This window comes from Nocardioides mangrovicus (assembly GCF_003674065.1).
GTDB lineage: Bacteria > Actinomycetota > Actinomycetes > Propionibacteriales > Nocardioidaceae > Marmoricola > Marmoricola mangrovicus.
In genome coordinates, this window is the sequence record NZ_RDBE01000010.1 from 930809 (window position 1) to 946690 (window position 15882).

Consider the following 15882-nt stretch of genomic DNA (forward strand, 5'->3'; position numbering starts at 1 on the left):
GCGCCGGCGCGAACCTCTCCGGGCCGAGCACCGCGAGCAGGCGCAGCTTCTCCGCGGAGGGTGATCCCGGGGTGGCGGTGAACACCAGCAGCGCCTGGGCGAGGTTCTCGCTGCGCAGCTTCTGACAATCCACCTCCACCTCGCCGAGCTCGGGGTGCACCAGCGTCTTGCGGCTCTCGTGCCGGTAGGCGACCTGCTGCTCGGCCCATGCCCGACGGAACTCGGCGCTGTGCTCGAGCAGGCCCTCGACGATGGCACGGCTGCGCTCGTCCTCGCCGCCGCTGCTGATCGCCGCCCGCAGGTTGGCGGTCTGCATCGTCGTCTGGTGCGCGTGGTCGCGCTCGGGATAGCGAGCGCGCTCGGCCGGATCGGTGAACCAGCGGAAGAACGCACTGCGTCGCGGGCCCTCGTGCTGCATCTGATCGCCGAGCAGGGCGACCCCGCCCCGGTTCTGGGCGAGTGTCTCGCCCAGATCGGAGATCACCACGGCGGGGGTGTCGTCGAGCCGGTCGAGCACCCGCAGCAGCGCCGGCGCGACGTGATCGGTGCGGTGGGAGCGCGGGGCCGGCAGGTGTCCGGCCAGTCGGATCAGGTGGTCACGCTCGTCCAGGCTGAGCCGCAGCGTCCGCGCGACGGTGAGCAGCACCGACAGCGACGGCTGCGGTCCGCGCTGTTGCTCCAACCTGGCGTAGTAGTCGGTCGACATACCGGCCAGCACCGCGACCTCCTCGCGGCGCAGTCCCGGCGTACGGCGTCGGGGCGAGGGGGTGAGCCCGACGTCCTCGGGCTGCAGGGCCTCGCGGCGGGTACGCAGGAAGGCGGCGAGCGCGGCGCGGTCCACGGCCGCCATCTTGCGCCATCCTCCGGCGCGCATCCAGGGACCGCCGATCCGTGGATCGACCCGCTCTGCCGGCCGGCCCACGCCTCGCGCAGGCTGGACCCCTGGCCACTTCGGCCGTCTCAGCAAGCGAAGGGAACCCCCATGGACACCTCCTCCCGCACCGTCTTCATCGCCGGCGGCACCTCTGGTCTGGGCCTCGCACTGGCCGAGAGCCTGGCCGCCGCCGGAAGCACCGTCGTCGTGGGCGGTCGCCGTACCGAGGTGCTGGAGCAGATCGCCGCCGAGCACCCTGGCATCGATACCGTGGTGATCGACGTGTCCGACCCGGTGTCGATCACCGCGGCCCGCGACAGCGTCCTCCAGCGGCACCCGGACCTGGACACGGTGGTCACGATGTCGGGGATCATGCGGCCCGAGGACCTCCGCGACCCCTCGCACATCGACGATGCGGAGGCCACGATCACCACCAACCTGCTCGGCACCATCCGGCTGGTCGATGCGTTCACGCCGGGCTTCCTCGAGCGCGGGTCGGGGACGCTCGTCACCGTCACCTCGGGCATCGCGTTCGCTCCGTACCCGCTCACGCCCGCCTACGGCGCCACCAAGGCGGGGGTGCACTCCTACACCGTCTCGCTGCGGACACAGCTGGAGGGCACGGGCGTGGAGGTGGTCGAGCTGGTCCCGCCGCTGGTGGCCACCGAGCTGATGCCCGGGCAGTCCCAGGTGCCAGGGGCGCTCAGCGTCGAGGACTTCACCGCCGAGGTGATGAGCCTCCTCGGCACCGACCCGACGCCGGAGGAGATCCTGGTCGAGCGCGTGAAGCGGCTGCGATTCGCCGAGCGCGACGGCACCTCGGCCCAGCTGCTGGAGGAGCGCAAGGCGACGCTGAGCCAGCTCGGTCACCGCTGAGACCCGGCGCCCGGCGAGTACTCTCGGCGGACGCCTCGACATCGACGGACCGGGTCCGTCCGCTCCCGCCGAGGGGTCCGACAACCCGGACAATTCTTTTGCGCACTTGTGCAGTGCACAAGAATGCACCTCGGCGGAGATGACCGCCGGTCCCGCAGCCGGAAGGATGGTGCTCCCAGCCGATCTCGGGAGACGTAGAGGAGCATCCGCCCATGAACGAGTCCCCTCGGCGGGTGCGCCCGATCGCGACCCTGCTCGCCACCACGGTCGCCACCCTCGTCGCCTCAGGCGCCCTGCTGCTCTCGGGCACCGCGACGGCCGAGGCCGCCGCGCCCCATGCCGCCAGCCGCACGGCCATCTCCGCCGCCAAGGACACCGGCTGGCGCACCGCCTCGCACACCCGGACGCACCGCCACCGTGTGGCCGACACCGGATGGCGGACATCCGGCAAGGACACCGGCTGGTGAGCCCCGATCTGCCGGCTCCCCCCGGCTGAGCCGAGACAGGGTCACCGCCGCCTCCCCCCGGCCGCGGTTCTCCTCGCGCCCCTCCCCCCAACGGGGGCCGTCTCGGTGAGGGGGCGGCGCCGCCGAGCAGCACGCTCCGCAGCGCCGCCCCCGCCCCTTTCTCCTCCGCGTCGGCTCTCCGCCGACCGCGCGCAGGTGGCGTGGGCTCAGGCGTCGTCCTGCCCGGCCTCGTGCAGCCCCATCGCGTGCCCGAGCTGGAACCGGGTCTGCACGCCGTACTCGTCCTTGAGCGCGGCGATGTAGCCGGCGTAGGTGCGGGTGCTGATGCCGATGCGCTTCGCGCTGGCCGGGTCGCTGTGGCCCTCCACCAGCATCCGCACGGTCATGTTGCGCACGTCCTCGGCGATGATGCGGGTCGTGGCCGCGGCGTGGTCGTCGTAGGGCCGGGCCCGCTCCCAGTAGCGCTCGAAGACGTCGGCCAGGTACGCCACCAGCGACGCCTCGTGGATCGCGATCGCCAGGTTGTTGCCCTCTACGCCGGGCACGATCGCGACGGCGCGGTCAATGACGATCATGCGGTTGAAGAACTCCTCCAGGGTGCGCACCTGGGCGCCGAAGGGGGCCGTCATCTCGACGTACTCCTTGATGGCCAGGCTGCGACGCGCCGAGTGCTGGTAGAGCGTGCGCATCACCACGCCGCGCTGGACCGCCCGCAGGTCGCGCTCGCTGGCCTTCTCCAGCGACGTCGAGGATCGCCCCCGCGTCGGCTGCGCCGTGAGCAGCTCCTCGCGCGCGTCCTCCACCGCGGTGGACAAGAAGCGGTTGATGTTGGCCAGGCCGCGGATGTGGGTGACCGGGTGCCGAGCTCCCGCCGAGCGCCGGTAGGTCTGTCCCAGCCCGCCGAAGAGCTCCGACCAGTGCCCGGACTCCTCCAGCAGGGCGACCGCGCGCTGGCCCATCGGCGCCACCACCCGGGACTGCACCGCGCTGGGGTCCACCGGCAGGTACGCCTTCTCCTCGGGGTCGAGGGTGAGCAGCCCGAGGTCCACCAGCAGGTCGAACGCCGGCCGGGTGGGCGCACGCCGAGCCAGCCGGGGGTCGTCGGGAGCGACGCTGCCGGCGCGCACGGCATCCTCGTACAGCGCGGCTGCCTCGTTCTCGAGCAGCGCGCGATCCGCGGGCCCGAACTCCTCGGTCACCCAGGAGAGGGTACTGGTCTACTCAGGCGTCGAGGCGTGCTTTGAGGCCGTCGAGCTCGGTCCACAGCACGGTGGGCAGCTGCTCGCCGAACTTCTCGAACCACTCGGTGATGCCGGGGATCTCGGCCTTCCACTCCTCGACGTCGACCGCGAGCGCCTGCGCGACCTGCTCGGGCGTCAGGTCCAAGCCCTCGATGTCGAGCGACTCGGGGGTGGGCACGTGTCCGATCGGGGTCTCCACCGCCTCGGCCTGGCCATCGATGCGCTCGATGACCCACTTCAGCACGCGGGAGTTCTCCCCGAACCCCGGCCACAAGAAGCCGCCCTCGTCGTCGCGGCGGAACCAGTTGACGTAGAAGATCTTGGGCAGCTTGGCGGCGTCGTTGTCCTTGCCGACGGTGATCCAGTGGTTGAAGTAGTCGCCGGCGTTGTAGCCGATGAACGGCAGCATCGCCATCGGGTCGCGACGCACCACGCCGACGGCGCCGGTGGCGGCCGCGGTGGTCTCCGAGGAGAGCGTGGCGCCCATGAACGTGCCGTGTACCCAGTCGCGGGCCTCGGTGACCAGCGGGATCGTGGTCTTGCGGCGCCCGCCGAACAAGATGGCGTCGATCGGCACACCGCGCGGGTCGTCGTACTCGTCGGCCAGGATCGGGCACTGCTTGATCGGGGTGCAGTAGCGCGAGTTCGGGTGGCTGGAGAGCTCCTCGCTCTCCGGCGTCCACGGCTCGCCCTTCCACGACGTGGCGTGGGCCGGCGGGTTCTCCAGACCCTCCCACCACACGTCGCCGTCCTCGGTGAGCGCGACGTTGGTGAAGACCGAGTTGCCGATGTTGATGGTCTTCATCGCGTTCGGGTTGGTGTGCTCGTTGGTGCCCGGCGCGACGCCGAAGAAGCCGTACTCGGGGTTGACCGCCCACAGCCGGCCGTCCTCGCCGATGCGCATCCAGGCGATGTCGTCGCCGATCGACTCGACCTTCCAGCCCGGGATGGTCGGGGCGAGCATCGCCAGGTTGGTCTTGCCGCAGGCGCTGGGGAAGGCCGCGGCGACGTACTTGGTGACGCCCTGGGGGCTGGTGAGCTTGAGGATCAGCATGTGCTCGGCCAGCCAGCCCTCGTCACGGGCCATGACGCTGGCGATGCGCAGCGCGTAGCACTTCTTGCCCAGCAGCGCGTTGCCGCCGTAGCCGGAGCCGTAGCTCCAGATCATCCGCTCCTCGGGGAACTGGACGATGTACTTGGTGTCGTTGCACGGCCACTTCACGTCGGCCTGACCCTCGACCAGGGGCATGCCGACCGAGTGCAGCGCGGGCACCCAGGCGACCTCCTCGCCGGCGTCCTTGAGCTCCTCCATGCGCCGCAGCACGTGGGTCCCCATGCGCGCCATCACGCGCATCGAGGCGGTGACGTAGGCGGAGTCGGTGATCTCGACGCCGAACATCGGCTTCTCGGCCTCGAGGTGGCCCATCACGAAGGGGATGACATACATCGTGCGCCCGGCCATGCAGCCGTCGTAGAGCTTGCGCATGATGGCCTTCATCTCGGCCGGCGCCATCCAGTTGTTGGTCGGGCCGCAGTCCTTCTCGTCCACCGAGCAGATGTAGGTACGGTCCTCGACCCGCGCCACGTCGGTGGGGTCGGAGGCGGCGTAGAAGGAGTTCGGCTTCTTGGCCTCGTCGAGCTTGACGAAGGTGCCGGTCGCGACGAGGGCGTCGGTGAGCTCGCTCCACTCCTCGTCCGAGCCGGTGCACCAGTGGATGTCGCGCGGCTTGGCGAGGGCGGCGACCTCCTCGACCCAGGAGCGCAGCTCCGTCAGGGTGGTCGGGGCTGTGGGGGCGGTCGTCGCGTCGGCGGTCATGCCTTCGGTCCTCTCGAACGTCGCGACCCGGGTACGGGCCGGTCCGCCGGGCCGGTGCCCGGTCGGGGTGATCGGTTGGTCCCACCGGCGCGGCACTGCGACCGGTGGTGCTGGTCAAGGTACGCCCGTCCGATGGCCGGGCCCCACCGCTGGCGGCGCTTCATCTCGACCTCACAGCGATTTGCTGGTATTGGAACGATCAACGCGCCGTTCTCGTGATCTGATTCACAATCTCGACCGCCGACGCGCGGCTGCCCGTGCCGGTGATCTGCAGCTTCCCGCCCCCGACCGGTGCCTGCACCTGGGCCGCGGTGATCACCGGGCCGCGGGTCGAGGGCATCAGCAGCACGAACTCGCGCGTGCGCGAGGCCGAGGTCGTCACCTGGCGCAGCGTGCGCGTCCCGGCCGCGTCGAGGTCCACCTCGACCGTCCACTGGCCGCTCGCGCCCTGACCGGCGTCGGCCCGCACCACGGCGACCCGGCGCACCGCCCCGGGTTGGAACCGGTAGGCCGTGGTCTGGCGGCAGACCACGCCGGTCGGTCGGCTCGCCGGGCACCGGCCGAGCGTGTCGGCGGGCACCAGCACCAGATGTCCGGGGTGGGCGGCGCTGAGTCCGGAGGCCGACGACGCGGGGCTGGAGCTCTGGGTGGAGCTCGGGCTCGGACTGCTGCTGGCCGAGGCTGTGCCGCCGGCGCTCGACGACGCGCGGTCGGGGGCGCTCGCCGCACCGCCGCAGCCCGCCGCGAGCAGCAGGGCGGCGGTGGTGATCGGCGCGGTGGTCAGCAGGGCCCGAGGTGCGTTCACCATGGCACCATGGTGAACAGACGCTTCCCACGATGAGCAACCCGTGGGAAGCGGCACTCCACCGTGGCAAGTGCGGCGTTCGACGGCCCGGGAAGGATCGGATTTCGGGTCCACGGGGCGTCCGCGATAAAGTGCTCAGGCTCCACCGGCGCTCGTAGCTCAACGGATAGAGCATCTGACTACGGATCAGAAGGTTGGGGGTTCGAATCCCTCCGAGCGCGCAGACCGATGAGCCCCTGACCGGTGATGACACCGTCAGGGGCTCGTCTGCTCCGGTGGACTCGTCCTACGACGGTGAGGGGAGGGGCGCACACCCCGTGGGCCCGGGTCAGCGAGCCGCCGCAGGCAGCTCGGAGACGTCGGCCGCCGGCGCGGCCCAGGGCTCCTCGGGCAGTTCCCGCACCTGCTCGACGCACCACTGGCTCACCTCCCGGTCTCCTGCGAGCACCTCGGAGCGGAAGGACGCCCACGACACCCAGGCGACGTCGTCGACCTCCTCGGGATCCGGGTGGACGTCGCTCGCGGCGAGCGCCGTGAACACCGGGCACATCTCGTTCTCCACGACGCCGCCCATCTCGGCGCGGTAGCGGAACCGCGGGAGCAGCAGCCGCAGACCGCTCAGCTCCAGGCCGAGCTCCTGGCGGACCCGGCGACCCACGGCGTCCGGCATCGGCTCGCCGGGGGCGGGGTGGCCGCAGCAGGTGTTGGTCCACACGCCGGGGAAGGTGCGCTTGTGCAGCGCCCGGCGCGTGAGCAGCAGGCGGTGGTCGGCGTCGAAGACGTAGCAGGAGAAGGCCAGGTGCAGCGGGGTGTCGGCGTGGTGGACGCCGGCCTTGTCGGCGGTGCCGGCCGCGGTGCCGGACTCGTCCAGGAGCACGACCTGCTCGGTGCGGCTCATGCCGGCCTCGCCAGCGCGTTGACGACGCCGCCGAACACGGCCGGCAGCGCGGCGGCGGCGGGCACGATCCGGGAGCGTACGGCGGGGACGCCGCTGGCGGCGAGCAGGCCCCGGGTGAGCAGGTCGTGGCGCCGCCCGATCCGCCGCCAGGCGCGTTCGTAGCGGGCGGGGTCGTCGTGGCGGCAGGCCTCGACGGCCGCGCGGGCCTGGGCCAGCCCCAGCGCGATGCCCTCGCCGGTGAGCGCGTCGACGTAGCCGGCGGCGTCGCCGACCAGCAGCACCCGGCCCGCCGTACGCCGTCGCGAGCGCTGGCGCAGCGGACCGGCGCCGCGCACGCGGCCCCGGTCGTGGCCGCGCAGCCGCTCGGCCAGCACCGGCAGGCCGGCGAGCACCTCGTCGAAGTCCGCGCCGGGCGCGGCCAGGACGGCGACGCCGACCAGGTCGGGCGCCACCGGCGTCACGTACGCCTCGGCGCCGGGCGACCAGTGCACCTCGACGTAGGGCGTCCACGGCGCGAGGCCCACGTGCGCGCGCAGCCCGAACCGGCGCCGGTGCGCGGCCCGGCCCTCCAGCCCGAGGCGGCGTCGCAGCGGGGAGTGCAGGCCGTCGGCGGCGATCAGGTGACGGGCGACCACGCCGTCGACGACGACGTGGTCGGCGTGCTGGACGACCGAGGTGACCGGGCGGTGCTCGACCTCGATCCCGGCGGCGGCGACGGCCCGGCTCAGGGCGGCGTGCAGCGTCGTACGCCGTACCCCGCGTCCGGTGCTCGCGGTGAACGGCGCCTCGACGGCGTGGCCCGCGTCGAGGTAGCGGATGCCGCGGATGTCCTGACCCTCGGGATCGACGCCGAGGGCGAGCAGGTCGCGCACGGCGCCCGGCATGAGTCCCTCGCCGCAGGCCTTGTCGACCGGGCCCGTCCGCGGCTCGCGCACGACGACCTCCAGCCCGGCGCGCGCGGCGTAGAGGGCGGCGGCCAGGCCGACCGGACCGCCGCCGGCGACGACCAGGTCAGGCAAGGCCGAGGGCCCGGTTCTCGACGCCGATGCGGGCCCGCAGCAGGACCAGGTTCAGCACGGTGAACACCAGGGCGGTGATCCAGGCGGCGTGCACCAGCGGCAGGGCGGCGCCCTCGACCACGACCGCGACGTAGTTGGGGTGGCGAAGCAGCCGGTACGGCCCGGAGGTCACCGGGGCCAGGTCGGGCACGACGATCACCCGGGTGTTCCAGCGGGGTCCGAGGGTGGCGATGCACCACCACCGCAGCGCCTGGGTGGCCACCACGACCACGAGCATCGACCAGGCCAGCACGCCCGGCACCTGCGGTCGCCGGACGTAGGCCTCCACGAGCGCGCCCACCAGCAGCGCGGTGTGCAGCACCACCATCACCGGGTAGTGGCCCTGGCCGGTCTCCACGCCGCCGCGCTGCCGGCTCCAGGCCGCATTGCGCAGCGAGACGACCAACTCGGCCACGCGCTCGGCCGCGACCAGCGCGACGAGGACGGTGAAGGCGAGCAGGCTCGTCACGAGGCCGCCCGCAGCAGCACGAGCTCAGAGCAGAAGCCCGGCCCCATCGCCAGCAGGACGCCGTACGAGCCGGGCGCGGGCGGTCGCTCCCGCAGCGTGTCCTCGAGCACCTGCAGCACCGACACCGACGACAGGTTGCCCACCCGGGCCAGGGAGTCCCAGGTGAGCCCGACGTCCTCGCGGGTGAGGTCGAGGCTGCTCTGCAGCGACTCGATGACCTTCGGGCCGCCCGGGTGGCAGACCCACCAGTCGATGTCGTCGAGGCCGAGGCCCTGGTCGGCGAGGAAGGCGTCGACGTCCTCGCGCAGGTAGCGCTCGACGAGCCGGGGCACCTCGGCGTCGAGCACGATCTTCAGCCCGTTGCCGGTGACGTCGAAGCCCATGGTGCGCTCGGAGTCGGGGTAGAGCCGGCTGCGGGTGGCCAGCACCGCCACCGGCCCCGGTTCGCGCGAGTCACCGCACGCGACCACGGCCGAGGCGCCGTCGCCGAACAGGCCGCTGGCCACGAGGTTGGGCACCGAGACGTCGTCGGGCTGCACGGTGAGCGAGCACAGCTCGACGGCCACCAGCACGGCGACGTCGTCGGGGTGTCCCACCAGGTAGTCGTGCAGCCGCGCGATCCCGGCCGCGCCGGCCACACAGCCCAGCCCCACCAGCGGCATCCGCTTCACGTCGGGCCGCAGCCCCACCGACGCCGCGATGCGTGCCTCGAGCGTCGGCACGGCCAGGCCGGTGACGGTGGCGCAGACGATCAGGTCGACGTCGCTGGGGGTGAGCCCGGCGGCCTTGACCGCGTCGACCAGGGCGCGCGAGCCCAGCTCCACCGCGTGCTCGACGAACAGGTCGTTGGAGCGGCCGAAGTCGCCGACGTCGGCGTACTCCTCGACCGGCAGCGCCAGGTGACGCGACTCGACGCCGGCGTTGGCGTGGAAGCGGCGCAGCAGCGCCTCGTCGGTGCCGCCGCCGGTGATGACGCCGACGAAGGCGTCGGTGAGCTCGCGCTGGGTGTACCGGTGCGGCGGCAGAGCGCCCCGGACGGTCAGGATCGGCATGCTCGACTCCTCGCTCCGGGAGTGCCCACTGTGTCACCGGCCGCCCAGCGGTGTCATCGCCCGGTAGGGGTGGTCCCGCTACCGCACGAGCAGCAGGATCGCGACGTCGACGAGCGCGATGGCCACGGCGGCCGCGAACGGCACCCGGCCGCGGCCGAGGAGCGCCGCCGCGGCCAGGCCGAGCGCCGCCGCCAGCGCGACGCCGCCGGCCACGGCGCCGGGCCGCGCGCCCAGCACCATCACCACCGTCGCTGCGACGAGCACCGCCACCGCGCCGACCCGGCTCCCGCGCTCGCCGATGCGGTGGGGCAGACCACGGACCCCGGTGGCGGCGTCGTCGGCGAGGTCGGGCAGCACGTTGAGCAGGTGGGCGCCGATGCCCAGGAGCGCACCGGCGGCCAGGCTCCAGCCGCGCACCGGTGGGGCGTCGAGACCCACGAAGAGCGGCAGCCCGCCGAAGGCGACGGCGTAGGGCAGCCAGGACCACGCGGTCGCCTTCAGCCCGAGGTTGTAGGCCCAGCCGGCGGCCGTGTTCAGCAGGTGCACGAGCCCGGCGAGGCCGCCGAGGGCGAAGCCCAGCGGCACGGTGAGGACGACGGCGAGCGCGCAAGCCGCCCGCACCGCGCCCAGCGGGAGCGCGCCGGTGGCCAGGGGCTTGTCGGCGCGGCCGACGGCGACGTCGCGCCGCAGGTCGATCAGGTCGTTGGACCAGCCGATGGAGAGCTGGCTGGTCAGCACGGCCGCCGCCACGAGGACCACTGTGACCAGCCCGGCTCCCCAAGCCAGGGCGAGCAGGCCGCCGAGCACCGTGACCGCCAGCGCCGGGCCGGGGTGCGCGGCACCGAGCAGCCGCAGCGGCGAGGTCGTGGCCACCGAGCGACCATATGCGCACCCCTATGCTCCGGCAGGTGGAGCTGATCGTGGCCGAGACCCTCGACTCACCCGCCCGCGTGGAGCCGCCGACCCGCCCGCCGTTGCGAGTGGGCCTGGTGCAGCACGCCTGGCGCGACGACCCGGCCGCGCTCGTGGGGGCGCTCGACGACGGCGTCGCGACCGCTGCCGGTGCGGGTGCCCGGGTGGTGTTCCTGCCCGAGCTCACGCTCTCGCGCTACCCGGCTTTCGAGCGGCCGAGCGTGGTGCCGGCGTCGCTCACCGAGGACCTCGCGAGCGGTCCGACGGTGAGCTTCGCGGCGTCGGCGGCCCGCGAGCACCGGGTGTTCGTGCACGCCTCGCTCTACGAGCGTGCCGACGAGGGCGACGGGCTCGGCTTCAACACCGCCGTGCTGGTCGGCCCCGACGGTGAGGTCGTGGCGCGCACCCGCAAGATGCACATCCCGGTGACCGAGGGCTACGTCGAGGACCTCTACTTCCGCCCCGGCCCGCCGGCCGACGCCTACCCGGTGCACCGCGTGCCCGGCCTGGACGCCGGCCTCGGGCTGCCGACCTGCTGGGACGAGTGGTTCCCCGAAGCGGCCCGGCTCTACGCGCTCGGCGGCGCCGACCTGCTCGCCTACCCGACCGCGATCGGGTCCGAGCCCGACCACCCCGACTTCGACACCGAGCCGCTGTGGCGCCAGGTCATCGTCGGCCACGCGATCGCCAACGGACTCTTCGTCGTGGTGCCCAACCGCACCGGCGACGAGGGCCGGATCACCTTCTACGGCTCCTCGTTCGTCGTCGACCCCTACGGCCGCGTGCTGGCCCAGGCACCCCGCGACGCGGAGGCGGTGCTGGTGGCCGACCTCGACCTCGACCAGCGGCGCGACTGGCTCACGCTCTTCCCGTTCCTGCGCACCCGGCGCCCGGACTCCTACGCGGGGCTGGTGCAGTGAGCTGGCGGATGCCGGCCGAGACCGAGCCGCACGCCTGTACCTGGATGGCCTGGCCGTCCTCGGGCTACACGCTGGGTGAGACCGACGCCGACGCCGAGGAGGCCCGCGACACCTGGGCGACGGTGGCGCGTGCCGTGGCGCACTTCGAGCCGGTGCGCATGGTGGTGGACCCGAGTGCCCTGGCCGTGGCCCGCGACCGGCTGGGCTCCGACGTCGAGCTCCTCGAGGCGCCGCTCGACGACGCCTGGATGCGCGACATCGGCCCGACCTTCGTCGTCGGTCCCGACGATCTGGGTTCCGACCGACTGGGTGCGGTGGACTGGGTGTTCAACGGCTGGGGTGCGCAGGCCTGGGCGCGCTGGGAGCACGACGCGCTGGTCGGCCGGCTGGTGGCGCAGTGGGCTGGCGCGACGCTGGTGCCCTCCGAGCTGGTGAACGAGGGCGGCGGCATCCACGTCGACGGCGCCGGCACGGTGCTGGTGACCAGCACCGTGCAGCTCGACCCCGGCCGCAACCCCGGCTGGACGCGCGAGCAGGTGGAGTCCGAGCTGCGGCGCACCCTGGGCGTCGGTGAGGTGGTGTGGCTCGAACGCGGCCTGACCCGCGACTACGAGGAGTTCGGCACCCGCGGCCACGTCGACATCGTCGCCACCATGCCGGCGCCCGGCACCGTGCTGGTGCACGAGCAGCCCGACGAGCGTCATCCCGACCACGCGCTGCGCCACAGGTTCCCCGAGGGCTGGACGGTCATCGCCCTGCGGGCCCCCGAGCGGCTGGTCGACGAGCACGGCCCGGTGGACCACAGCTACGTCAACCACCTGGTCTGCAACGGCGGTGTGGTGGCCTGCACCTTCGACGATCCCCGCGACGCCGAGGCCCTGGAGGTACTCGCCGCCGCCTACCCCGGCCGCCGCGTCGTCGGCGTGGACGCCCGCCCGCTGTTCGCCCGCGGCGGCGGGATCCACTGCATCACCCAGCAGCAGCCGGCGGTGGCCTCCGGGGGCCGGAGCTAGATCTCGGGGTGCGGTTGGGTGCGCAGGTCGATGACCTCGGAATGGACCTGGTGGTGCTCGGCGTCGAACTCGAGGATCTCCAGCCAGGCTGCGCGGGAGCGGAAGGTGGGGCGTTTCTGCGCGGAGAAGTACTGCAGGATGCGGGTGGTGCCGCCGTGGTCGAAGGTGCCGTCCTGGGCGACGAACATGGGGTCGTCGGGCTGGTCGGCGGTGATGAGGTCGTAGATCTCGTCGTCGCGTGCGGCTGCGGCGTCGTAGCCGAGGTGCTCGCGCAGGGTGGCCTGGGCGGTGCGGATCTGCTCGAAGGAGGCGCCGTCGGGCCACAGTCGCACGTGCCAGCGGTCCTCGCCGAGGTCGGTGACCTCGCCGAGGGGCAGGGTGGCGAGGGCGTCGAGGTCGACGTAGAGGCGGGCGCCGGGGCCGTACCAGTCGTCCTGGGCGGCCCACATCCGCCATCCGACGACGTTGCTGATGCGGCCGGGGTGGCCGGAGACGTCGATGATCTCGCGGCCGTGCCGGTCGGTGGTGCGGGGCAGGTGCTGCCAGTCGTGGGGGTACCAGAACTCGAAGTGCTGGGGCTGGGTCTCGCCCTGCCAGGTGGCGTCCTGCTCGTCGCCGCGGGAGCCGCCGATCAGCCCGGGCGCCTCGAGCAGCGCGGCGAGCAGCTCGGGGTTGGCCTCGACGTGTGAGAGCAGTACTTCGTGCACGACGCGGGCCACGGTGACCTGGAGGACGGCGACGACGCGCTCGTCGTCGCGGCCGGCGTTCTCCACCTGCTCCAGTCGCACACTCGTCGCCCCCTCGAGGGTGCTCGACCGGTGCCAGGTGTCGTCGTCGAACCCGATGTCGGGGACGTCCTCGCCGGGGACCCGCACACGCACCCGGGTGGGGGTGAAGCTCAGCGGCAGTCGGCGCAGGACGTCGACCCACACGCTCAGCGGGCGCGAGCCGGGCACGAAGGAGAACAGGTTCCACAGCCGCGCGGGGTCGATGGGACCGCTCGGCGCCTCGGCGAGGTCGGTGGGACCGACGCTCGGTCGGTCAGTAAGGCTTGACATTGAGGGTGACTCCTGCGTCCTCTGCGTACGTGCGCAGTTCTCTCAGTGATTCGGCGTTCTCCTGGCCCATCCGCACCCGCAGGTCGACCGACACGTCATGGATTCGCCGCCCGTCCCCGGTGCGGCCGGCCTCTTTCATGGCCGCCAGGTCGTCGATGTTCTTCCTGATCCTCGCAGCATTGCGTGCCGTGGGTGGGTCCAGGGTCTTCAGGCTGACGCCCTCGCCCTTGTCGTAGAAGTCGATGCCCTTGTAGAAGCCGTTGTTCTCCTTGCCGACGTGCTCCCAGGACTTGTACTCGGTCTTGGCCAGCGCGGTCTCGATCACCTCGCCGCGGGTGAGCCCGACCAGGTCCCACGGGCTGTCGCCGGCCTTGTACTTGGCCAGCTTCAGCCCGAGGTTCGAGCTGTCGACCGGCACCCAGGCGCCGTCGACGTAGACCTTCAGCTGGGTGACCTTGCCGGCCTCGTCGGTGACGAAGGCCAGGCCCTGCGAGCGCAGCTCGAGGTTGGCCGCCTTGCCGTCGCGCAGCAGCGCACTGAGCGCCTTCATGTCGTTGAGCTGGTAGACGCCGTCCTCGATCTTGGCGCTCTTGACCAGCGCCCGACCCACCGCGGAGTCCAGGTCGAGGTTGCGCCCGAGCCGGTCGACCAGCGCGAGGGTCTCGGCCAGCTTGGTGCCGCGCGCGAACAGCTTGCCGGCGCCGGCGATGTCGCCGGCGAAGGGGATCAGCGACGCCGCCGAGAGCCCGGCGTTGACCCAGTCGCCCTCGGCGCCGTACCAGGCGGTGCTGACGACGTCGGCCGGGATGCCGACGAAGGGGATCAGCCCGATGAGGTCGAGGACCGTGTGGCCCCACTTGGCGTACCACGGCTTCTCGTCCCAGACCTCCTTCTGCTGCTGCATCGACTTCTGCAGGTTCTGGGCGGAGTCGATGATGCTCTGGTCGCGCTTCCAGGTCATGGCCGCGCGCAGCGCGAGCATCACCGTGTTGGGTCCCGAGCTGTCGTCGTCGCCGAAGCGGTGCTCGTGCAGCAGGTTGTAGAGGAAGGTCTGGACCTCGCCGTGGGCGTCCTCGCCGTCCTTGGGGAACGGGACCTGGGTCGTGCCGCCCTGCGTGAAGGCCCAGTGGGCGGCCTGCGGGTTGTTCACCAAGGCGCCCATCAGCGCCACCATGGGGTCGGTGAACCGCTTCCCGTCGGGTGTGATCGCGATGTAGAGGCTGCCCGGCGGCGGGATGCCGGGCAGCAGCCCGCGGGCGTCCTCGGCGGCGAAGGTCTTGGTGGTCTGCTGGAGGAACGAGGTGGACCAGTGACCGCGCGAGAGCAGCAGCCACAGCGCGCCCCGGTGGGCGAAGTCATCGTCGTTGCGACGGTAGGCCTCGGGATCGTCGGGGTCGCCGTCGAACTTCGGCATCGTCATCTTGTCGACCCAGTCGGCCGTCCACGACGACGGCATCGCCAGGTCGCCGGTGCCCCGCGAGGCGAGCCCCATCGTGCCGGCCAGGCCGTCGAGCAGCTGGCTGTAGTCCTCCTTCGACACCCCGCCGACCAGCCGCTCTCCCGGCGTCATGTTGGCGATGTAGGTGGCGATCTCGCGCGGCGGCACGGCCTTGGCCAGCGCGTTGGCGAAGTACGGGTCGTCGCCGTAGGTGTGCAGCAGGGCGTTGAGCTGGCCCACCTGGTCGGGGTCCGGCCACCCGGACTTGAGGATCTTGGCCGCCTTCGCGGCGTACGCGCGTGACTGGGCGGGGGTCAGGTCGAGCAGCGCGCTCTCGTCGATGGAGACGCTGTCGGGCAGCCCGGGGCTGCTGCCGGAGATCTCCTCCGCCATGGCCAGCCGGCGCTTGAGCCCCGGGATCTCGTGCTGGATCCAGGTGGCGACCGCGGTCCCCTTCTCGAACCCGTCGGTGCCCAGCCACAGCCGTCCCAGCGAGGTCTTCGCGGAGCCGATGGTGCCGGTGATCGTCGACTCGGCGGACTCCAGCTCGGTGACCATCGAGCGGAAGGCCGTGATGTTGATCTGGCTCAGCCGGCCGCCTCCGCCACCCCCACCGCCGTCGGGTACCGGGTAGTTCACGACGGCCCCAGGTGGTGGGCGTAGTAGCTGAACTTCGCGCGGTAGTCGTCGGGGGGCACCGTCGGCTCCTTGGCCTGGATCTGGACCTCCGCGTCGATCAGGTCCCGCTCGCGGTCGCCGACCGGCTGCAGCGCGGAGCGCTGGTCGCCGAGCGTCGCGCCGAACTGCGTGGCGGTCGTGGAGAGCCACGCGCCGGACTCGAGGGCGACGCTGGCCTTGTTGAGCGCCGAGCGCAGGGTCGCGCCACGGTCGTCGGCCTGGGGCCGGGCGCTCTTGAGCACCGCGAGGTACTGGTTGGGCACCTTGTCAGCGTCCGAGTCGCCGCTCATGGCCAGGGTCATACCCC

At 72.5% G+C, this 15882-nt stretch carries 16 protein-coding genes and 1 tRNA gene; 5 read left to right on the forward strand and 12 right to left on the reverse strand.

Annotated features, from left to right (window positions below; translation table 11 throughout):
* Nucleotides 1-850 (reverse strand): helix-turn-helix transcriptional regulator (locus D9V37_RS19005; protein ID WP_232525014.1); only part of this gene is annotated, 850 nt, incomplete at its 3' end.
* Between the two features lie 132 nt (nucleotides 851-982).
* Here D9V37_RS19005 and D9V37_RS19010 point away from each other — a divergent pair.
* Nucleotides 983-1750: an SDR family oxidoreductase gene (locus D9V37_RS19010; protein WP_121807669.1), complete on the forward strand. Its 768-nt coding sequence runs from the start codon at nucleotides 983-985 to the stop codon at nucleotides 1748-1750.
* A 212-nt stretch (nucleotides 1751-1962) separates the two neighbouring features.
* Nucleotides 1963-2217 carry a hypothetical protein gene (locus D9V37_RS19015; RefSeq protein ID WP_147456002.1) on the forward strand — a complete coding sequence of 85 codons (255 nt, stop codon included), beginning with the start codon at nucleotides 1963-1965 and terminating at the stop codon, nucleotides 2215-2217.
* Nucleotides 2218-2423: 206 nt separating this feature from the next.
* Here the strand turns inward: D9V37_RS19015 and D9V37_RS19020 are convergent, their stop codons facing one another.
* The 3 genes from D9V37_RS19020 to D9V37_RS19030 all read right to left on the reverse strand — a co-directional run bounded on the left by D9V37_RS19020 (nucleotide 2424) and on the right by D9V37_RS19030 (nucleotide 6082).
* Nucleotides 2424-3416: a phospholipase D-like domain-containing protein gene (locus D9V37_RS19020; protein WP_121807671.1), complete on the reverse strand. Its 993-nt coding sequence runs from the start codon at nucleotides 3414-3416 to the stop codon at nucleotides 2424-2426.
* 22 nt (nucleotides 3417-3438) lie between these two features.
* Nucleotides 3439-5274, reverse strand: coding sequence for a phosphoenolpyruvate carboxykinase (GTP) (locus tag D9V37_RS19025; RefSeq protein WP_121807672.1), 1836 nt, complete (start codon nucleotides 5272-5274; stop codon nucleotides 3439-3441).
* 199 nt (nucleotides 5275-5473) lie between these two features.
* A complete protein-coding gene (locus tag D9V37_RS19030) occupies nucleotides 5474-6082 on the reverse strand; it encodes a SecDF P1 head subdomain-containing protein (RefSeq protein WP_121807673.1) in 609 nt (202 codons plus the stop codon).
* A gap of 145 nt (nucleotides 6083-6227) precedes the next feature.
* Between D9V37_RS19030 and D9V37_RS19035 the strand changes: the two genes are divergently transcribed.
* A tRNA-Arg gene (locus D9V37_RS19035) sits at nucleotides 6228-6300 on the forward strand.
* A 107-nt stretch (nucleotides 6301-6407) separates the two neighbouring features.
* Here the strand turns inward: D9V37_RS19035 and idi are convergent.
* The 5 genes from idi to D9V37_RS19060 all read right to left on the reverse strand — a co-directional run bounded on the left by idi (nucleotide 6408) and on the right by D9V37_RS19060 (nucleotide 10429).
* Nucleotides 6408-6977, reverse strand: coding sequence for an isopentenyl-diphosphate Delta-isomerase (gene idi, locus D9V37_RS19040; protein WP_121807674.1), 570 nt, complete (start codon nucleotides 6975-6977; stop codon nucleotides 6408-6410).
* On the reverse strand, nucleotides 6974-7996 hold the full coding sequence (locus tag D9V37_RS19045) for an NAD(P)/FAD-dependent oxidoreductase (RefSeq protein ID WP_121807675.1): 1023 nt from the start codon (nucleotides 7994-7996) through the stop codon (nucleotides 6974-6976). The genes idi and D9V37_RS19045 overlap by 4 nt, the downstream gene beginning before the upstream one ends.
* Nucleotides 7989-8504, reverse strand: a complete 516-nt coding sequence (locus D9V37_RS19050; RefSeq protein WP_232525015.1) for an isoprenylcysteine carboxyl methyltransferase family protein — start codon at nucleotides 8502-8504, stop codon at nucleotides 7989-7991. Before D9V37_RS19050 ends, D9V37_RS19045 begins: the two co-directional genes overlap by 8 nt.
* Nucleotides 8501-9556 carry a type III polyketide synthase gene (locus tag D9V37_RS19055; protein WP_121807676.1) on the reverse strand — a complete coding sequence of 352 codons (1056 nt, stop codon included), beginning with the start codon at nucleotides 9554-9556 and terminating at the stop codon, nucleotides 8501-8503. Before D9V37_RS19055 ends, D9V37_RS19050 begins: the two co-directional genes overlap by 4 nt.
* A gap of 78 nt (nucleotides 9557-9634) precedes the next feature.
* Complete coding sequence (locus tag D9V37_RS19060) at nucleotides 9635-10429, reverse strand: UbiA family prenyltransferase (protein WP_198412648.1); 795 nt, start codon at nucleotides 10427-10429, stop codon at nucleotides 9635-9637.
* A 35-nt stretch (nucleotides 10430-10464) separates the two neighbouring features.
* Here D9V37_RS19060 and D9V37_RS19065 point away from each other — a divergent pair, with 35 nt between their 5' ends.
* Entirely contained in the window at nucleotides 10465-11388 is a 924-nt protein-coding gene (locus tag D9V37_RS19065; protein ID WP_232525016.1) for a nitrilase-related carbon-nitrogen hydrolase, read from the forward strand.
* A complete protein-coding gene (locus D9V37_RS19070) occupies nucleotides 11385-12401 on the forward strand; it encodes an agmatine deiminase family protein (RefSeq protein ID WP_121807678.1) in 1017 nt (338 codons plus the stop codon). The genes D9V37_RS19065 and D9V37_RS19070 overlap by 4 nt, the downstream gene beginning before the upstream one ends.
* Here the strand turns inward: D9V37_RS19070 and D9V37_RS19075 are convergent.
* Genes D9V37_RS19075 through D9V37_RS19085 form a run of 3 tightly spaced genes read right to left on the reverse strand, consistent with a single transcriptional unit; the run spans nucleotide 12398 to nucleotide 15865 of the window.
* On the reverse strand, nucleotides 12398-13459 hold the full coding sequence (locus D9V37_RS19075; RefSeq protein ID WP_121807679.1) for a hypothetical protein: 1062 nt from the start codon (nucleotides 13457-13459) through the stop codon (nucleotides 12398-12400). The genes D9V37_RS19070 and D9V37_RS19075 overlap by 4 nt on opposite strands.
* Nucleotides 13443-15536: a hypothetical protein gene (locus D9V37_RS19080; protein ID WP_121807680.1), complete on the reverse strand. Its 2094-nt coding sequence runs from the start codon at nucleotides 15534-15536 to the stop codon at nucleotides 13443-13445. The genes D9V37_RS19075 and D9V37_RS19080 overlap by 17 nt, the downstream gene beginning before the upstream one ends.
* On the reverse strand, nucleotides 15533-15865 hold the full coding sequence (locus D9V37_RS19085; protein WP_121807681.1) for a hypothetical protein: 333 nt from the start codon (nucleotides 15863-15865) through the stop codon (nucleotides 15533-15535). Before D9V37_RS19085 ends, D9V37_RS19080 begins: the two co-directional genes overlap by 4 nt.
* Between the last annotated feature and the right edge of the window lie 17 nt (nucleotides 15866-15882).

Bases quoted from the DNA above. Each gene is read 5' to 3' on its own strand.
- D9V37_RS19075 (WP_121807679.1), bottom strand. From the start codon at position 13,459: ATGTCAAGCCTTACTGACCGACCGAGCGTCGGTCCCACCGACCTCGCC.
- idi (WP_121807674.1), bottom strand. From the start codon at position 6,977: ATGAGCCGCACCGAGCAGGTCGTGCTCCTGGACGAGTCCGGCACCGCG.
- D9V37_RS19085 (WP_121807681.1), bottom strand. From the start codon at position 15,865: ATGAGCGGCGACTCGGACGCTGACAAGGTGCCCAACCAGTACCTCGCG.
- D9V37_RS19010 (WP_121807669.1), top strand. From the start codon at position 983: ATGGACACCTCCTCCCGCACCGTCTTCATCGCCGGCGGCACCTCTGGT.
- D9V37_RS19015 (WP_147456002.1), top strand. From the start codon at position 1,963: ATGAACGAGTCCCCTCGGCGGGTGCGCCCGATCGCGACCCTGCTCGCC.
- D9V37_RS19055 (WP_121807676.1), bottom strand. From the start codon at position 9,556: ATGCCGATCCTGACCGTCCGGGGCGCTCTGCCGCCGCACCGGTACACC.
- D9V37_RS19030 (WP_121807673.1), bottom strand. From the start codon at position 6,082: ATGGTGAACGCACCTCGGGCCCTGCTGACCACCGCGCCGATCACCACC.
- D9V37_RS19025 (WP_121807672.1), bottom strand. From the start codon at position 5,274: ATGACCGCCGACGCGACGACCGCCCCCACAGCCCCGACCACCCTGACG.